This window comes from Sphingomonas sp. DG1-23 (assembly GCF_030730875.1).
Taxonomy (GTDB): Bacteria; Pseudomonadota; Alphaproteobacteria; order Sphingomonadales; family Sphingomonadaceae; genus Sphingomonas.
In genome coordinates this window covers 19,138-35,146 of the sequence record NZ_JAVAMA010000004.1, presented here as the reverse complement: position 1 = coordinate 35,146, position 16,009 = coordinate 19,138, and the positions used below count along the sequence as shown (strand labels likewise).

The 16,009-nt window shown below is 67.2% G+C and carries 18 protein-coding genes; 6 read left to right on the top strand and 12 right to left on the bottom strand.

Features of this window, described 5'->3' with window-relative positions:
* Positions 1-15: 15 nt before the first annotated feature.
* The 4 genes from recO to uvrC all read right to left on the bottom strand — a co-directional run bounded on the left by recO (position 16) and on the right by uvrC (position 4,801).
* On the bottom strand, positions 16-747 hold the full coding sequence (recO, locus tag Q9Q95_RS07745) for a DNA repair protein RecO (protein ID WP_306095667.1): 732 nt from the start codon (positions 745-747) through the stop codon (positions 16-18).
* A 192-nt stretch (positions 748-939) separates the two neighbouring features.
* Positions 940-1,878, bottom strand: a complete 939-nt coding sequence (locus Q9Q95_RS07740; protein ID WP_306095665.1) for a GNAT family N-acetyltransferase — start codon at positions 1,876-1,878, stop codon at positions 940-942.
* Complete coding sequence (locus tag Q9Q95_RS07735; protein ID WP_306095663.1) at positions 1,875-2,831, bottom strand: polysaccharide deacetylase; 957 nt, start codon at positions 2,829-2,831, stop codon at positions 1,875-1,877. The genes Q9Q95_RS07740 and Q9Q95_RS07735 overlap by 4 nt, the downstream gene beginning before the upstream one ends.
* A 47-nt stretch (positions 2,832-2,878) precedes the next feature.
* The gene (gene uvrC / locus Q9Q95_RS07730) at positions 2,879-4,801 is read right to left on the bottom strand and encodes an excinuclease ABC subunit UvrC (protein WP_306095661.1); all 1,923 of its coding nucleotides are present in this window, start codon (positions 4,799-4,801) and stop codon (positions 2,879-2,881) included.
* A 186-nt stretch (positions 4,802-4,987) separates the two neighbouring features.
* Between uvrC and Q9Q95_RS07725 the strand changes: the two genes are divergently transcribed.
* Positions 4,988-5,734 (top strand): class I SAM-dependent methyltransferase, encoded by a 747-nt coding sequence (locus tag Q9Q95_RS07725; protein WP_306095660.1) that lies wholly within the window; start codon positions 4,988-4,990, stop codon positions 5,732-5,734.
* Between the two features lie 115 nt (positions 5,735-5,849).
* Here the strand turns inward: Q9Q95_RS07725 and Q9Q95_RS07720 are convergent, their stop codons facing one another.
* The 7 genes from Q9Q95_RS07720 to Q9Q95_RS07690 form a co-directional block, all read right to left on the bottom strand.
* Positions 5,850-7,730, bottom strand: coding sequence for an ATP-binding protein (locus tag Q9Q95_RS07720; protein WP_306095659.1), 1,881 nt, complete (start codon positions 7,728-7,730; stop codon positions 5,850-5,852).
* A 164-nt stretch (positions 7,731-7,894) separates the two neighbouring features.
* A complete protein-coding gene (locus Q9Q95_RS07715; protein WP_306095657.1) occupies positions 7,895-8,134 on the bottom strand; it encodes a hypothetical protein in 240 nt (79 codons plus the stop codon).
* A 74-nt stretch (positions 8,135-8,208) separates the two neighbouring features.
* Entirely contained in the window at positions 8,209-8,862 is a 654-nt protein-coding gene (locus Q9Q95_RS07710) for a F0F1 ATP synthase subunit B (RefSeq protein ID WP_371876711.1), read from the bottom strand.
* Positions 8,855-9,346, bottom strand: a complete 492-nt coding sequence (locus tag Q9Q95_RS07705) for an ATPase (protein WP_306095655.1) — start codon at positions 9,344-9,346, stop codon at positions 8,855-8,857. The genes Q9Q95_RS07710 and Q9Q95_RS07705 overlap by 8 nt, the downstream gene beginning before the upstream one ends.
* Before the next feature lie 54 nt (positions 9,347-9,400).
* Positions 9,401-9,628, bottom strand: coding sequence for a F0F1 ATP synthase subunit C (locus Q9Q95_RS07700; RefSeq protein WP_044330387.1), 228 nt, complete (start codon positions 9,626-9,628; stop codon positions 9,401-9,403).
* 46 nt (positions 9,629-9,674) lie between these two features.
* The gene (locus tag Q9Q95_RS07695; protein WP_306095646.1) at positions 9,675-10,457 is read right to left on the bottom strand and encodes a F0F1 ATP synthase subunit A; all 783 of its coding nucleotides are present in this window, start codon (positions 10,455-10,457) and stop codon (positions 9,675-9,677) included.
* 39 nt (positions 10,458-10,496) lie between these two features.
* On the bottom strand, positions 10,497-10,814 hold the full coding sequence (locus Q9Q95_RS07690; RefSeq protein ID WP_306095643.1) for an AtpZ/AtpI family protein: 318 nt from the start codon (positions 10,812-10,814) through the stop codon (positions 10,497-10,499).
* Positions 10,815-11,225: 411 nt separating this feature from the next.
* Between Q9Q95_RS07690 and radC the strand changes: the two genes are divergently transcribed.
* Complete coding sequence (gene radC / locus Q9Q95_RS07685; protein WP_306095642.1) at positions 11,226-11,909, top strand: DNA repair protein RadC; 684 nt, start codon at positions 11,226-11,228, stop codon at positions 11,907-11,909.
* Between the two features lie 15 nt (positions 11,910-11,924).
* Positions 11,925-12,524, top strand: a complete 600-nt coding sequence (locus Q9Q95_RS07680) for a hypothetical protein (protein WP_306095640.1) — start codon at positions 11,925-11,927, stop codon at positions 12,522-12,524.
* A 69-nt stretch (positions 12,525-12,593) separates the two neighbouring features.
* Here the strand turns inward: Q9Q95_RS07680 and Q9Q95_RS07675 are convergent, their stop codons facing one another.
* Positions 12,594-13,220, bottom strand: coding sequence for a hypothetical protein (locus Q9Q95_RS07675; RefSeq protein ID WP_306095638.1), 627 nt, complete (start codon positions 13,218-13,220; stop codon positions 12,594-12,596).
* Between the two features lie 198 nt (positions 13,221-13,418).
* Between Q9Q95_RS07675 and Q9Q95_RS07670 the strand changes: the two genes are divergently transcribed.
* The 3 genes from Q9Q95_RS07670 to Q9Q95_RS07660 all read left to right on the top strand — a co-directional run bounded on the left by Q9Q95_RS07670 (position 13,419) and on the right by Q9Q95_RS07660 (position 16,009).
* Complete coding sequence (locus tag Q9Q95_RS07670; RefSeq protein WP_306095636.1) at positions 13,419-14,060, top strand: DUF1287 domain-containing protein; 642 nt, start codon at positions 13,419-13,421, stop codon at positions 14,058-14,060.
* A 63-nt stretch (positions 14,061-14,123) separates the two neighbouring features.
* A complete protein-coding gene (gene purB, locus Q9Q95_RS07665) occupies positions 14,124-15,434 on the top strand; it encodes an adenylosuccinate lyase (RefSeq protein WP_306095634.1) in 1,311 nt (436 codons plus the stop codon).
* Positions 15,431-16,009, top strand: a complete 579-nt coding sequence (locus tag Q9Q95_RS07660) for a biliverdin-producing heme oxygenase (RefSeq protein ID WP_306095632.1) — start codon at positions 15,431-15,433, stop codon at positions 16,007-16,009. The genes purB and Q9Q95_RS07660 overlap by 4 nt, the downstream gene beginning before the upstream one ends.

The following is a 16,009-nucleotide window of genomic DNA, read 5'->3' as shown; positions in this document are numbered from 1 at the left end:
CCCACCCCCGCCCGGTTACGCAACCGCCCGCATCAGCCGGTCGACCAGCCGCGAACGCGCCGCGGCGATCTCGGCGCCCTTGCCGATCAGCAGGTCGCGCTGGAGGAAGTGGCCGGTGAGCCGCAACCCGTCCACGATGTCGTCCCAGTCCGCCGCTCCGCCCGCGGTCAGGAAAGGCGGCAGCCGCAGCAATTGCCGCTCATAGCCGGTCGCCCCGAGCCGGCTCACCGCGACGCCGCTCTTCGGACTGACGTACATCAGCTCGTCGTTGCGTCCGGTCGCCGCGCAACGCTCGAGATCGAGCCCGAAACCGAGCTCGGCGAGCAGCAGCAATTCATAGCGCACCAGCGCCACCGCCCAGCCGCGTGCCGCCGGCGCCGCCTCGATCGCCGACAGCAGCCCGTCGAGCGCCGAATAGAGCCGCGGATAAGGCTGCGCGTCGGGGAGCACCGCCGCGGTCAGCGCGGTCGCCCATTGCAGCGCCGCGGCGGGAAGCGCCTCGCCGAACAACGGTGCGCGGCTGTGGATCAGTTCGACGGTAACCCCGGCCAATTGCTCCTCGGTCCGCGACCGCCATTCGCCGAGCACGAGGTTGGAAGGCTGGAGAACCGGCCGCAACGCCCGCGAGCGACCGCCACGGACATAGCCCGGCTGCAGGCCGTCATTCTCGGTCAACGCACGCACCACCGCCCCATGCTCGCCATGCGCGCGGACGGCGAGGAGAATGGCTTCGGCGCGCAGGTGCATGGGGAGTGCATACAATTCCTCCCCGAGCTTGTCTCGGGGAGGGGGACCGCGCCCGCAGGGCGTGGTGGAGGGGCCGCGGCGTAGACGGCGGTGTCGCGTGCGGCCCGCGGAGACCGCGCCTATGGCGCGGCCCCTCCACCACCGCCTTCGGCGGCGGTCCCCCTCCCCCGGCAAGCTTGGGGAGGATCTGTCTCAGCCCCGCCGCACCCTTTTCGCCAGCCCGCCCAGCCCGGCGCCGTTCACCGTCCGCTTCACCCGCGCCACGCTCGCATCGAACCCGGCCAGCGCCGCCATCGTCACCCGGTTCGCCAGGGTCGGCCGCAGCAGCAGCACGTCGACGCACGCCACCCCGCCGGTCGCGAACTGGCGCTTGTGCTGCCCCTCGCCCTCGGTGAAATCGAACGCCGCGAACCGCGCCTCGCCGAACAGATCCTGCATCGCCTCGAGCTGGAGCACCGCGCCCGGTGACCAATCGTTATACTTCGGATCGTGACCGACCCAGGCGTAGATCACCGTGTCGCCATGGATCGGACAACACAGATAGGCGGCGGGCGCGCCGCCGATATAGAGCAGCCACGCGCGCACCTGATCGGCCTCCGCGAGCGCACTTATCGTGCGCACGAAATCCGCACCCTCGGGCAGCCCCGATCCGAGCAACCGCTCCTGATAGGTGGTCGCCGAAATCGCTCGCGCCACCGGATGGAACGCCTCCAGCTCCGCCGCCGTGCGGAAGCGCCGCACGTCGAGCGTCCCGCCCGAGGTCGCCGCGATCTTCTTCGCCTTGCGCCGCAACCCTTGCCGCGCGTTCGACGACAGGCCGGCGAACCAGCCGTCATAGCTCCCGACGAAATCGAGGTGATAGCGCGTGTAACGCTGCCGCACGAACGGCAGCATCGCCCCCGAACCGGCCACCAGCCCCGCCAGCTGCGCCTCGGGAAGCGAGGTCACCAGATAACCGTCCGTATCCCGGCCGATTGGCGGCAGCGCCGGCGCTCGCCCGCTGCGCGCCTCGGCGAGGGTCAGCGGCACCCGGACCAGCGAACGGTGCACTGCGAACAAGGTTCGCGCGCCGACTTCGAACTTGAGCCGCACGCTTTGCGGCGCTGCGGAAATATCGCCCGGCGCGGTCACGCCGCGCGTTCCTCGACCCAGTTCGACCAGAGCTGCTCGGCCTGGCGCAGCCGGGTGCGCAGCACGCTCGGGCCCAGCGGCCGATCCTCCTGCCCCAGCGCCATCGCCGGCCGGTCGGCGAAATGCGCGGTCTCGAGCACGTCCCGGCGCGCAGCCAGCATCCGGCACAATGTCTCGAAGCGGCGGACATGCACGGCATTGGCGCGCGTGCCCGCGCGATTGGCGAGTTCGAAGCCGTGGCTGACGATCGTCACCGCGGCGTGGCGCGCGCGCGCCGCATGGTCGAGCGCCGCGCGCATCTCGGCCGCCGAGAGCGCGCAGACCTGGAAGTGGCGCAGATGCCCTTTCTGATCCTCGATCAGGGTCACCGGCACTTCGATCACCCCCAGATGCGCCACCGGCGCAATCTGGCGCGGCGCGAGGCTGATCGCGCTCGGCCACGGATGCTCGGAGCCGTTATGGCTCGAATCATAGGCGAATTCGAGCTGGGCCAGCGCCGCCAGCGTATCGTCGCTCGCCGAATAGGAACCCGATCGAAAGGCGATCGGATCGGGCGCGCCCGCCGCGACCAGCATGTCGGCCGCGCCCGCGATCAGATCGACCTGCTCGACAAGGCTATAGTCGATCAGCTCGAACGGGCCGTAATGCGCGCCGCGATCGCCGGCCTGCGCGCCGGTCCAGTTCGGGTGAAGGTGCAATTGCACTTCCTGCCCAGCCTCGAGGATCGACTCCACCACCCGCTTGATCGGATCGAGCCCATAGACGAGCGCCGGCATCGGATCGACGAAGAAGCACGCCTTGAGCCCATGCCCGGCCAGCTGCGACAGCTGCCAGCCGATCCCCACGCCCGCCGGCTCGAGCGAGCGCTGGACGATCGTCGCGGCGTCGAGCCCGGCGCAATGGTGGCGCCACATCAGCTCGGTATCGACAGTCAGGAAGACGCGGGTCGGCATGCTGCCTCACTAATATCCCGAGGTGAAGAAACTCCCAACCGCGCCCGCTAGCGCGCGTTGAAATAGTCGTGGACCTGCTGCGCCACCGCCGCCGAGACCCCCGGCGCCTTTTTGAGATCCTCGAGGCTGGCGCCGCGCACTGCCCGCGCAGTGCCGAAATGCATCAACAGCGCCTTCTTGCGCGCGGGGCCGATGCCGGGGACCTCGTCGAGCGGGCTCGCGCCGATCGCCTTGCTGCGCTTGTCGCGATGCGCGCCGATCGCGAAGCGGTGGACCTCGTCGCGCAGTCGCTGGAGATAGAAGAGCACCGGCGAATTGACCGGCAACATCAGCTCTCGCCCGTCCATCAGGTGAAACACCTCGCGCCCGTCGCGGCCATGGTGCGGCCCCTTGGCGACGCCGACGAGGCAGACATCCTCGATCCCGAGATCCTCGAGCACGCCCTTGACCGCGTTGAGCTGGCCGCGCCCGCCGTCGATCAGCACCAGATCGGGCCAGGTGTCCCCCTGCCGGTCGGGATCCTCTTCCTGCGCCCGCGCGAAGCGGCGCGAGAACACTTCGCGCATCATCCCGTAATCGTCGCCGGCGATCGTCTCGGGCCGCTTGATGTTGAACTTGCGATACTGCCCCTTGCGGAAGCCTTCGGGGCCCGCGACGACCATCGCGCCCAGCGCATTGGTACCCTGGATGTGGCTGTTGTCGTAGATCTCGATCCGCTCGGGCGGCTCGGGCAATTCGAACAGATCGGCGACGTCGGCGAGCAGTTTCGCCTGGGTCGTGCTCTCGGCCATCCGCCGGTCGAGCGCCTCGACCGCGTTGCGCTGCGCCTGTTCGAGCAGCCGGCGGCGCGGCCCGCGCTGCGGCACCCCCAGCGCGACCTTGTGCCCGGCGCGCTCGGCCAGCGCCTCGCTCAGCAATTTGGCCTCCTCCAGATCGCGGTCGACGAAGATCGTCCGCGGCGGCGGCACTTCCTCGTAGAATTGCATCAGGAACTGGCTGAACACTTCGTCCTCGGGCACTTCGGCGGTGCGCGCGGGGAAGAAGCTGCGATGCCCCCAATTCTGGCCGCCACGAATGAAGAAGGCCTGGATCCCCATCACCCCCTGCTTGCAGGCGAGCGCGAAGATGTCGGCATCGCCGACGCCCTCGGCGTTGATCGCCTGGCTGCCCTGAATGAAGGTCAGCGCCTTCAATCGGTCGCGCAGGATCGCGGCCAGTTCGAAATCGAGATTCTCGGCGGCCGCCTGCATCTGCGCGCCCAATTTGGCCTGCACCTGCGTCTTCTTGCCCTGCAGGAAGTCGCGCGCGTCGCCGACCAGCTCGCCATAGCCGGCCTCGTCGATCCGCCCGACGCACGGCGCCGAGCAGCGGCGGATCTGGTAGAGCAGGCACGGCCGGTCGCGCGTGGCGAAGAAGCTATCGGTGCAGCTGCGCAACAGGAACAGTTTCTGCAGCGCGTTGAGCGTCTTGCGCACCTGCCCCGCCCCCGCGAACGGCCCGAAATAATCGCCCTTGTAGCGCCGCGCGCCGCGATGGAGCTGGACCCGGCCAAAGGCGTGGTCCTGCCGGAGCAGGATGAACGGGAAGCTCTTGTCGTCGCGCAGCAGCACGTTGTACGGCGGGCGATAGCGCTTGATCAGCTGCGCCTCGAGCAGCAGCGCCTCGGCCTCGTTGTTGGTGGTGACGATCGTCATCGATCGGGTCTGCGCCACCATCCGCTGGAGCCGCTTCGACAGCCGCGTGACCTGGGTGTAGTTGGTCACCCGGTTCTTGAGCGCCCGCGCCTTGCCGACATAAAGCACGTCGCCGCGCGCATCCTGCATCCGGTACACGCCGGGTCGCACCGGCAGCGTCTTCAGCACGTTGCGGATCGCCGCGACGCCCGCGTCGAGATCGGGCGCCCCCTCGCCGCGCACGGCGTAGGTCGCCTTTTCCTCGTTGAACCGGTTGGGGGAATTGGGGTCGGACATCGCGAACGACTTAGGGAGTCCGCACCCATTCGTCACCCCGGCCTTGTGCCGGGGTCCACCGGGCCGCGAGCGAAGAACAAGAGCGGAAGTACTTCCCCAGGGCTTGGTGGACCCCGGCACAAGGCCGGGGTGACGGCCGCATGAATCGGTGCCATAACCTTGCAAGACACCTGAAGGAGAGTCGCCATGAAGCTCACCCTTTCCGTCGCCCTGCTCGCGCTCGCCGCCCCGCTCGCGGCGCAGGCCCAGACCGTCCCCGCCCCGATCACCGCCGCGCTCGCCGATGCCGGCCGCCCTGCGGCGGACAAGGCTCGCGACGCCGCGCGCCATCCGGGCGAGCTCCTCGCCTTCGCCGGCATCAAGCCCGGCGACAAGGTCGCCGATTTCATCATGGGCGGCGGCTATTTCACCCGCATCCTCGCAAAGACCGTCGGCGACAAAGGCCGCGTCTATGCCTATCAGCCCGCCGAATTCATCCAGTATCGCGCGGCCTATGCCGACGAGCAGAAGGCCGCTGTCGCCGGCTATGCCAACGTCACTCCGCTCAGCGATTCGCTCGCCAGCGTGAAGTTCGCCGAGCCGCTCGACGCGATCGTCACGGTGCAGAACTGGCACGATCTCCATTTGAAGATGTCCCCGCCGGGCTTCGCCGCGGCGATGGCGAAGCGGCTCTATGACGATCTCAAGCCGGGCGGGGTGCTGCTGGTGGTCGATCACGTCGCGACCAACGATCCGGGCTTCACCGCGCCGGACAAGCTCCACCGCATCGATCCCGCGGCGGCGCGCGCCGAGATCCAGAGCGCGGGGTTCAAATATGACGGCAGCCTGCCCTTGCTCGCCAATCCCGCCGATCCGCACACCGCGAGCGTGTTCGACGCCTCGATCAAGGGCAAGACCGACCAGTTCGTCTACCGTTTCCGCAAGCCGCTTTAGGTTTGCTCTCTATCGGCGACGCCCCGTCATCCCGGATGTCAGGTTTTCCCGGAAAACCGCAGGTTTCCGCTGAAAAGCCTTGCAGTCCGGGATGACGGAAATTGAATCCAGACTTCTATCTAGCCGGCGCCTTCCCCTCGTCGAGCACTTGCCGCACCCGCACCGCGAGCTGCGCTACCGTAAATGGCTTGGGAAGCAAGGCAACGCCGTCGGCAAGCACGCCGTCGCTGACGATGCCGTCGCTCGGATAGCCGCTCATATAGAGCAATTTGATCTCGGGCCGGAGCATCTCGACCATCGTCGCGAGCGCCGTCCCGTCCATCCCCGGCATCAATACGTCGGTGAGCAGCAGATCGACTCGCGGCTGCCCTTCGAGCAGCGCCAGCGCCGCCTCGCCGCCGGGCGCCTGCAGCACGATGAAGCCTAGCTCGCGCAGGGCATCGACCGCGAGCTGGCGCACCTTGTCCTCGTCGTCGACGACGAGGATGATCTCGCTGTCGCGCGCGCCGGGCAGCCTCGTCTCGGGGCCGGCCTGCCAGCTCGCGCTCTCGGCGACCTCGCCCCTGTGCCGCGGCAGATACAGATGCACCGCGGTTCCCTGCCCGGGCGCGGATTCGATCGCGGCGTGCCCGCCCGATTGCTTGACGAAGCCATAGACCTGGCTCAGCCCCAGCCCGGTGCCCTTGCCCATCATCTTGGTGGTGAAGAACGGCTCGAACGCGCGCTCGCGTACTTCGGCGGGCATTCCCGCGCCGCTGTCCTGCACCTTGATGCACACATAATCGCCCGGCACCACGTCGGGATGCGTCGCCGCATAGGCCGCGTCGAGCTTCACGTTCGCGGTGCTGATCACCAGCTTGCCGCCCTCGGTCATCGCGTCGCGCGCGTTGACGCACAGATTGACCAGCGCGCTCTCGAGCTGACCGACATCGGCATAGACCGGCCACAGCGCGATCGCCGGATCGACCCGGAAATCGACCTTGCCGCCGATCGTCCGGCGCAGCAGCTCCGACAGGCGTCGGATCAGCTGGCTGGCGTCGAACGCGATCGGCGCCAGCGGCTGACGGCGTCCGAAAGCGAGCAGTTGCGAGGTGAGCTGCGCGGCACGCTGTGCTCCCGACATCGCCGAATCGATATGCTCCTGCGCGCGCTTGACGTCGTGCTCTACCCGGCGGCGCGCCAGATCCAGCGAGCCGATCACGATCGCCAGCATGTTGTTGAAGTCGTGCGCGATGCCGCCGGCCAGCTGGCCGATAGATTCCATCTTCTGCAGCTGGCGAAGCTGGGTCTCGGCCACTTCGCGGCTCGCGGCCTCCTCGTGCAGCCGCGTATTGGCGGTGAGCAGCTGATCGCGCGCCACCGAAGCGTTGCGCGCCGTGTACAACGCCCGCAGCGTCGAGCGCAGCGCGAACGCCATCACCGCGACCGCGCACAGCAGCAGCCAGACCAGCAGCACCGTCGCCTGCCGCTCCGCCGCCACGCGCTGCAGCTCGAACTGCCGCGCCTCCTCCGCCTTCATTTCGACGACGATCGCCCGGCAGCGATCGGTGACCGGGCGATCGAGCACGGCGCGAAGCGAACGTCGGGCATCGTCCATCTGCCCCGACCGGGCCAGCGCGAACCGTTCGTCGGTAGAGCCCAGCCGCGCGCGCCAGCAGCGATCGAGCTGTCGCGCGGCTGCCGTCTGCCGGGGATCGTCGGTAACCTGCTGCGCCAGCAGGGCGAGCTCGGCGTACAGCTTGTTGCGGGCCTCATCGTAGCGCGCGACGAACCGGTCGTCCCCCGCGAGCAGATAGCCGCTTTCGCCGAGCAATGCCTCCTGCGCCCGGGTGACGAGGCTGTTCAGTCGCTCCTGGACCTGCAGCGTCGCGACGACCGCAAGATGCGCACGCTGCTCGGCGCGAAACAGAAAGACGGTGCCGGCCATCGCCGCGCAGATCAGCGCCAGCCCGGAGAGAAGAGCGACCCGGCCCGTATCCAGACGTTTCCTGATCATTGCCGTTGCTTTGCCCAGTAGGACAAGAAGAGCAAATGAATTCGCGGCCAGATCGAACTGTTCAGCGGGTTAACGCTAACTACTCGTAAATCCCGGCAAGTTACGTAAACGTCAAGCGCAGATATAGTGTCGCGAGAAACCAGTTTTTTCTGCGCGCCGCGCACTCATTTCGAGGCTTCGCGCTCGATCCTTTGTGCTTCGGCCTCGATCCGGTTCATCTCGGCTTCGACTCGCGCCTTGACGTCCCGCGCGGCGCGCCGCTCGTCGGACGCGCGCTGCCACGCGAGCAGCAAGGCTAGTGCCGCCAGCACGAGCGCGACGCCGCCGCCGATGCCGAGCCAGCGTACCGCGCTCTCGCCCGGATCACGCCGGGGGGGCTGCCTGTCCTGTGATTCAAGAGCCATGCGCCAGCCTTAGCATGCCGGCCGCAAGCTTCCAGCCGGTCCGACGTCCTGCGGCCGCCACCGGCGACCGCGGCTCAGTTGAGCCGGCCGAGCCCCGCGATGGTCTGGTCGACCAGCGCCTTGTCGGCGCCGGCATCGTGCTTGTCGGCGATGATCGCCGCGGCCGCGCGGGTCGCCGCTTCGGCGGCCTTGGCGCGCACCGCCTGGATCGCGGCGCGCTCGGCGGCGGCGATCTTGTCCTCGGCCATCCGCGCACGGCGGGCGGTCAGCTCGGTCGCGTCGGCCTCGGCCTTGGCGAGCACGGCCTTGGCCTCTTCGTCGGCATGCGCGAGCATGGCCTGCGCCTGCGCCTCGGCGCCGGCGATCTTCTTCGCATATTCGTCGCGCAGCGCCTCGGCTTCGGCGCGCAGCGCCCTGGCCTCGTCGAGCCGGTTGCGGATCGCCGCGATCTGGTTGTCGAGCCCGCGCGTGATCAGCCCGGGCACCTTCTTCCAGATCAGGATCAGGAGGAACGCCGCCATCGCGATCGATACCCAGACGGTGGCGTCGAGCACCCCGAACAGCGACGGATCGGGATGCGTCTCGCTCGGGCCGCCATGCTCGATCGTCACGGCCTTGGTGCCGGTTTCGGGAACGGCCATGCCGGTGCCGTGCTCGGCCGCGGCGAGGTTCTGCGCGACCGGATCGGTCGACGCCGCTCCGGGAGCGGGATGTGCTGCCTCAGCCATTGAGCGCCGCCTTCACTGCCTTCTTGGCCTCCGCGGCCGTTACCTTGGCGCCCGAGAAGCGCGCGACGATGTCGCGGGCCGCCTCGGCTGCCACTGCCTCGATCTCGGCGCCCGCTGCGACGCTGGCTTCGGCGATCTGCGCCTCGGCCGCCGCGATGCGGGCATCGGTCTCGGCATGCGCCGCGGCGAGCCTTTTCTCGGCTGCCGCAGTACCCTGCGCGCGCGCCTCGGCGATGCGCTTCTGGGCGCCCTCGCGCGCGGCATTTTCCTCAGTCCGCCAATTCTCTTCGGCCTGGTCGGCAGCGGCACGCGCCGCTTCGGCCGCGGCGAGGTCGCCGGCGACCGACTGGTCGCGCGCATCGACCGTCGACAGCACCTTGGGCAGCATGATCTTGCCCACGACGAAGAAGACGAAGCCGAACGTCACGAGCAGCCAGAAGATCTGGGACGCGAAGGTCTCGGCGAGCTGGGAGATCTGAGGCATTGGATTCCTATCCAGCGGGCCGGGACGCGAAGGCCCCGGCCCGTACCGGAGTTGTTACGCGACGAAGATCAGGATCATCGCGACGACGAACGCGAGCAGACCGAGAAGCTCGGCGGCCGCGAAGCCGATGAACAGGCGGCCCTGCTGGCCGTCGGCGGCACCCGGGTTGCGCAGCGCGCCTTCGAGGAAGCTGCCGAACACGTTGCCCACGCCGATGGCGGCCATGCCGGCGCCGATCGCCGCGAGACCCGCACCGATGAGCTTTGCTGCTTCTGCGTCCATTTAAATCACTCCTGCGTGTATTGCGTTGTTACGTTTACGGGAAAACTCAGTGCAGATGCTCGGCGTCGTTGATGTACAGCGACGTGAGCAGCGCAAAGACATAGGCCTGGATGCCGGCGACGAGGATTTCGAGCGCCGAGATGCCGACCATCAATGCGAAGCTGGGGATGCCGACGCCGAGGCCGGGGACCAGTCCGGCATTGCCGGCGTTGATCACGAAACCCGCGAGCACCTTGAGCAGGATGTGCCCGGCGATCATCGCGACGAACAGTCGCAGGCCGAGGCTGAACGGGCGCACCATGAACGAGACGAACTCGATCGCGGGGATCAGCCAGATCAGCCACAGCGGCGTGCCGTGCGGCACGAACAGGCTGAAGAACTTGAACCCGTGCTTCCAGAAGCCGACGATCAGCACGATCGAGAAGCTCATGATCGCCAGCACGCCGGTGACGGTGAAGTGGCTGGTGAAGGTGAACGGGTGGATGCCCACCAGGCCCAAAGGCAGCAGCCCGAGCACGTTGGCGAACAGGATGAACATGAACAGCGAGAACACGTAAGGCAGGTATTTGCGCCCGTCCTTGCCGATATTCTGCGCCAGCATCGAATCGATGAAGCCGGTGAAATTCTCGACCATCATCTGCCAGCGGCCGGGCACCACCGCGCGCTTCATGCCGCCGAGCATGAATGCCCAGAGGACGAGCGCCGCGACGCACATCCACAGCGCCGAATTGGTGAAGGCGATCTGATGGCCGGCAATGTTGAAGCCGTCCCAGATCGTCTGCACCTCGAACTGGTGCATCGGGTCGATCTTGCCTGATTCAGCCGCCACGTGCGTTGATCCGTTTCATTAGCCAAAGCGCCCGAAGAGTCACTTCGGGCGCTGGTTCGAAATCCTGATGATGTTCCTGAAAGCACTGCCTATTCCGAGGAACAGGAGCACGAGCAGGAGCCACGGGGAGGTTCCCAGCAGCCAATCGAGCGTAGCGCCGATTACTGCCCCTCCGATCATGGAACCGATCAGTTCGGCCAGCACGCGGTTCCCGAGGCGATAGCTGGCATCGCCCCTGGTATCCACGGCGCCGGTCCTGATCGCCTCGTCCGATTTGGCTCGCCGCAATCGCTCGTCGAGCGAGTTAAGGCGGGCATCCTCGGGCAAGGGGTCCAGTCCGGGCTCGTTCTCGGCCAATTGTCTCTCCCGTTCAGCCGTTTCCGGCAGGCCAGACGCATGTGCCGAGCGGCGAGCCCGCCAAGGCACGCGCCGATTAGGATGGGGGGCCGGCTGAGTCAACCGTTGCGCAATTTTCGCAAGGCTGGCCGTGGCGTACCGCAAATGAGCCCCGCCCTTTCAAGGGAGGGGTCGGGGGTGGGGCGCGAGCGAAGCGAGCGCCCTGGACCAGCCTGAGGGCGCCGAACCAGGCACGAGCCCGTTCGACGCTTCAACAGCCCGCAATCCTTCCACGACCGTCACCCTGGTCTTGTGCCGGGGTCCACCGCGTCTTCGAGCGAAAGACCAGAGGCTCCGGCTTCTCCCTCGCGGCGGTGGATGCCGGAACAAGTCCGGCATGACGGATGGATTTATGCAGCTATACTCCACTCCATGCCCGCCGATCCTCCCGACAATCTCGGCCACCGCGCGCGCCTCCGCCGGCGCCTGTTCGAAGGCGGGCCCGGCGCATTGCTCGATCACGAATTGATCGAATATCTCCTTGCGCTTGCCATCCCCCGCCGCGACACCAAGCCGCTCGCCAAGGCCCTGCTCACCGAATTCGGCGGAATCGCCGGCCTGCTCACCGCCGATGCCGAGGCGCTCGCCCGAATCCCCGGAATGGGCGAGACCAGCGCCGCCGCATTGAAAGCCGCGCACGCCGCCGCCCTGCGCCTGCTCCGCGATCAGGTCGCCGCGCGGCCGGTCCTCGCCAATTGGCAGGCGCTGCTCGACTATCTCCGCGCCGACATGGCGCATCACGCGATCGAGCGGGTCCGCGTCCTCCACCTCAATGCGCGCAACATGCTGATCCGCGACGAATTGATGAACGAAGGTTCGATCGATCAGGCCCCGGTCTATGTCCGCGAAGTCATCCGCCGGGCGATCGATCTCGGCTCGGCCGCGATCATCCTCGTCCACAACCACCCCTCGGGCGATCCCTCGCCCAGCCGCGCCGATATCGATATCACGCGCCAGATCGCCGAAGCGGGCAAGCGGCTCGGCATCGCCGTCCACGATCACATCATCATGGGCAGCGACGGCCATGCCAGCCTGCGCGCGCAGGGACTGATCTAGGTCGCCCATACGAACATGGCGCTCGATGAATGGCAGACTGGTGTCGTAGCGCCAGAATCCAAATCAAGGGAAACCAGATTGCGATATTTGCACGTATGCTTGGGCCTGCTCGGCATCCTCGCAATGCATCCCGCGCATGCCCGGTCCCGGGCGGCAGCACAGATTCAAGATGCTGAGGCACTTCCCTCACCCGATAGCGAGTGGCAGTTGCTGGGATACTACCCGTCCGACGAGCAGCCGTACCAGGCGATGCTGATCGGCATTGATCCAACGGGTTCGAAGGAAGAACGCAAAGTCGATCTGATTTTCATATTCTCTCCTCCGCAGCCACAGGGGGCGGATCGAATGTTCAACCGGTATACGGTCAATTGCCTCGACCGCACGATACGCGACGATCGAGGCGGAGCCTGGTACGGCTCCAGATTTCTTGGATCAGTTATTAGCGAAACCGACGACAAGTTCTTACCGTCCCCGCCGGATTCGATCTTCTCGGGCATCATAGCCTATGGATGCGATAAGCGACCAAAGCTGGGTCCGCCGGAAAAGCGCGATGCAGCAATTGCTTCAGCGTTCTCCAGGCTAAAAGCGGCGAAGCTGGGCTCAAAGTTGCAATAGCAAACGGCCGCCGGAGACGAGTCCGGCGGCCGCTCGGGAGGTGCGCCATGCGTACGGGGCGCGGTAAACCTACTTCTTGGGGGTCAGGAAAGTCACCAACTCGGCCTGGTTGACCGACTTGTTCTTGTCGGTGTCTGCCTGGGCAAAGGCCTGGCCGAGCCAGACATTCGCTTCGGGCGAACCCGGCGCGAATGCCGGCTCCGAAGCCTTGCGCAGCGTGCCCACCCATGCGCCGAACTCGGCCTGGGTCAGCATGCCGTTGGCATCCTTGTCATAGGTGCCGAAATCGCGGCCCACTGCCTCGGCAACCTGCGCCGACGTCGTGGCAGGCTGGGTCGCCGGCGCTGCCGCAGCTGCGGTACCGGCACCGCTGGTACCCGGGGTCGCGGCTTCGGGCGCGGTCGGGGCAGCAGGCTCGGGAGGCGCGGGCTGCGCCGCCGGCGGAGCAGCGGGCTGGCTCGGGGTCGGCTGCGCGGCCTCGGTCGCCGGCGCGGGCGCCGCGGTCGGCGCTTCCTCGACGGTGCCCGAGCCCTGCGTGCCCGGCGCGGCGTCATCGGTCGTCGCGGGCGGCTGGGCCGGCGCGGCAGCCGGCGGCGTCTGCGGCTGATTCTGCGTAGTTTCAGGCGCCGGCTTGTCCTGTGCAAAGGCAGGGGCCGCAATCAGCATAGACGTCGCAAGAAGAACGGACTTGATCATCGGGTTTATCTCCTGTTGTTTGCTCGGCCTGTTCTACGCCGGCAGAGCATAAAACTTTCACTATTCACATCTATGAACCTATGAACGCGCCACGTTGTTCCGTTGATCAGAAACGTCATTCACGGTTCATCCCCCATAAATGACGCCTCATCGCATTTCGTTTGCGCTGTGTCGCAATTGCCACGGCTTGTGCCGGATATGCAGATAATCGACCGCAGAACCCTGTTCCTGGGCATGGCCGCGGGACTCGCCGGATGCGGCGCCGCGCAGGCGCCCGCCACGCCGGTCGCACGCCAACGCCTCCCGTCGAGCGACCGCGCCGGCAAGCTGCTCGCCGCCGCACGCGCACAGGTTGGCGTCACGCTGCATTACGACCCGGCCTATACCAGCCTCGCTTTCCCGGGCGGCGACGTGCCGCGCGAAAAGGGCGTGTGCACCGACGTGCTGATCCGCGCCTATCGCGACGCGTTCGGCATCGATCTCCAGGTCCTGGTCAACGCCGACATGCGCAAGGCCTTCGCCGCCTACCCGAAGAAATGGGGCCTGCGCCGTCCCGATCGCAACATCGATCACCGCCGCGTGCCCAACCTCGCCCGCTTCTTCGCGCGGATGGGCGCCGAACTGCCCGTGCCCGCGGACGGCAAGGGCTGGCAGCCGGGCGACATCTTCACCTCGGCGCCCTCGAATGGCGCCGGCGGGAATGTCCCGCATATCGGTTTCGTGTCCGATCTGCCCGGCGCGCAGGGCCCGCTGATCCTCCACAATATCGGCCGCGGCGCGCGCGAAGAGGATGCGTTGCGTGCCTGGCCGATCACCGGCCGCTTCCGCTGGAAGGTCTAGCGGCGCTGGAAAGTCGAGGCCCCGCTTGCTATCGGCGCGCCAACTCCCGGCGAAAGGTATCCCATGGTCCCCCGTTACGCGCGGTCCGAAATGACTGCGATCTGGTCTCCCGAAACCCGCTTCGCGATCTGGTTCGAGATCGAGGCGCACGCGACCGAGGCGCTCGCCGAGCTCGGCGTGGTGCCCAAAGCGGCGGCCAAGGCCTTGTGGGACTGGTGGGCGACCAAGCCCCAGATCGACGTCGCCGCGATCGACGCGATCGAGGCCGTCACCAAGCACGACGTCATCGCCTTCCTCACCTGGGTCGCCGAGCAGGTCGGCGACGAGGCGCGCTTCATGCATCAGGGCATGACCAGCAGCGACGTGCTCGACACCTGCCTCGCGGTCCAGCTCGCCCGTGCCGCCGACATCCTGCTCGCCGATCTCGACAAGCTCCTCGAAGTGCTCAAGCGCCGCGCCTTCGAACACAAGCTCACCCCGACGATCGGCCGCAGCCATGGCATCCACGCCGAGCCGGTCACTTTCGGCCTCAAGCTCGCCGAGGCCTATGCCGAGTTCAAGCGCAACCGCGCCCGCCTGCTCGCCGCCCGCGAAGACATCGCCACCTGCGCGATCTCGGGCGCGGTCGGCACCTTCGCCAATATCGATCCGCGCGTGGAGGCGCATGTCGCGGCGAAGCTCGGCCTGTCGGTGGAACCGGTCTCGACCCAGGTGATCCCGCGCGATCGCCACGCGATGTTCTTCGCCACCCTCGGCGTGATCGCCAGCTCGATCGAGCGCCTCGCGGTCGAGGTCCGTCACTTGCAGCGCACCGAAGTGCTCGAGGCCGAGGAATATTTCTCGCCCGGCCAGAAGGGCAGCAGCGCGATGCCGCACAAGCGAAACCCGGTGCTTACCGAGAATCTCACCGGCCTCGCCCGCATGGTCCGCAGCGCGACGATCCCCGCGATGGAGAATGTCGCGCTGTGGCACGAGCGCGACATCAGCCATTCCTCGGTCGAGCGCTATATCGGTCCCGATGCGACGATCACGCTCGACTTCGCGCTCGCCCGCCTCACCGGGGTGATGGACAAGCTCCTCGTCTACCCTGCGCGGATGCAGAAGAATCTCGATCGCATGGGCGGCCTCGTCCATTCGCAGCGCGTCCTGCTCGCGCTCACCCAGGCCGGGGTGTCCAGAGAGGACAGCTATCGCCTCGTCCAGCGCAACGCGATGAAGGTGTGGGAATCCGACGGCCAGCTCTCGCTGCTCGAATTGCTCAAGGCCGATCCCGAAGTCGCCGCAGCGCTATCCGCCGAGGAACTCGAGGACAAGTTCGACCTCGATTATCATTTCAAACAGGTCGACACGATCTTCGACCGCGTCTTCGCTTGAACGCGACTCACAAGGCCCTCCGCGCCGGCACCGCCGAGGCGCACGATCGGGTCGACAGGGCTTTTGCCGGGTTCGACCTGACCGACCGCCAGAGCTACGCCGCCTTCCTGCGCGCGCACGCCGAAGTGGTGCTGCCGCTGGAGGCGGCGCTTCCGGGCGTGCAAATCACGCCGGATTGGGAAGAACGCAAGCGCGGCGCGCTGCTCCGCGAGGATCTGGCGTTTCTCCGTCACCCCGGCGAAAGCCGGGACCTCGTGCAGCAAGCTGCGTCGTTTGCGCCCGGAGATCCCGGCTTTCGCGGGGTTGACGGAAAATGGGACGAAGCCGCCATCGCCGGCGCGCTCTATGTCCTCGAAGGCTCGCGCCTCGGCGGCCGCTTTCTCGCCCGCCAGGTGCCGCCCAGCTTCCCCCGCGCCTACCTTGATGCAGATCAACCGCCTGAAAAGTGGCGCAATTTGCTGGATCGTTTCGACACTATCCTCTATCAGCCGGCCCAGTTGCAGTCCGCGTTAGCCGCCGCGCACACCGTGTTCGCGGCATTCGAGCGTTCCGCACAACGTTGGGCGAAAGGCTGA

Bases quoted from the DNA above. Each gene is read 5' to 3' on its own strand.
- recO (WP_306095667.1), bottom strand. From the start codon at position 747: ATGCACCTGCGCGCCGAAGCCATTCTCCTCGCCGTCCGCGCGCATGGC.
- Q9Q95_RS07735 (WP_306095663.1), bottom strand. From the start codon at position 2,831: ATGCCGACCCGCGTCTTCCTGACTGTCGATACCGAGCTGATGTGGCGC.
- uvrC (WP_306095661.1), bottom strand. From the start codon at position 4,801: ATGTCCGACCCCAATTCCCCCAACCGGTTCAACGAGGAAAAGGCGACC.
- Q9Q95_RS07725 (WP_306095660.1), top strand. From the start codon at position 4,988: ATGAAGCTCACCCTTTCCGTCGCCCTGCTCGCGCTCGCCGCCCCGCTC.
- Q9Q95_RS07720 (WP_306095659.1), bottom strand. From the start codon at position 7,730: ATGATCAGGAAACGTCTGGATACGGGCCGGGTCGCTCTTCTCTCCGGG.
- Q9Q95_RS07715 (WP_306095657.1), bottom strand. From the start codon at position 8,134: ATGGCTCTTGAATCACAGGACAGGCAGCCCCCCCGGCGTGATCCGGGC.
- Q9Q95_RS07710 (WP_371876711.1), bottom strand. From the start codon at position 8,862: ATGGCTGAGGCAGCACATCCCGCTCCCGGAGCGGCGTCGACCGATCCG.
- Q9Q95_RS07705 (WP_306095655.1), bottom strand. From the start codon at position 9,346: ATGCCTCAGATCTCCCAGCTCGCCGAGACCTTCGCGTCCCAGATCTTC.
- Q9Q95_RS07700 (WP_044330387.1), bottom strand. From the start codon at position 9,628: ATGGACGCAGAAGCAGCAAAGCTCATCGGTGCGGGTCTCGCGGCGATC.
- radC (WP_306095642.1), top strand. From the start codon at position 11,226: ATGCCCGCCGATCCTCCCGACAATCTCGGCCACCGCGCGCGCCTCCGC.
- Q9Q95_RS07680 (WP_306095640.1), top strand. From the start codon at position 11,925: ATGGCGCTCGATGAATGGCAGACTGGTGTCGTAGCGCCAGAATCCAAA.
- Q9Q95_RS07675 (WP_306095638.1), bottom strand. From the start codon at position 13,220: ATGATCAAGTCCGTTCTTCTTGCGACGTCTATGCTGATTGCGGCCCCT.
- Q9Q95_RS07670 (WP_306095636.1), top strand. From the start codon at position 13,419: ATGCAGATAATCGACCGCAGAACCCTGTTCCTGGGCATGGCCGCGGGA.
- purB (WP_306095634.1), top strand. From the start codon at position 14,124: ATGGTCCCCCGTTACGCGCGGTCCGAAATGACTGCGATCTGGTCTCCC.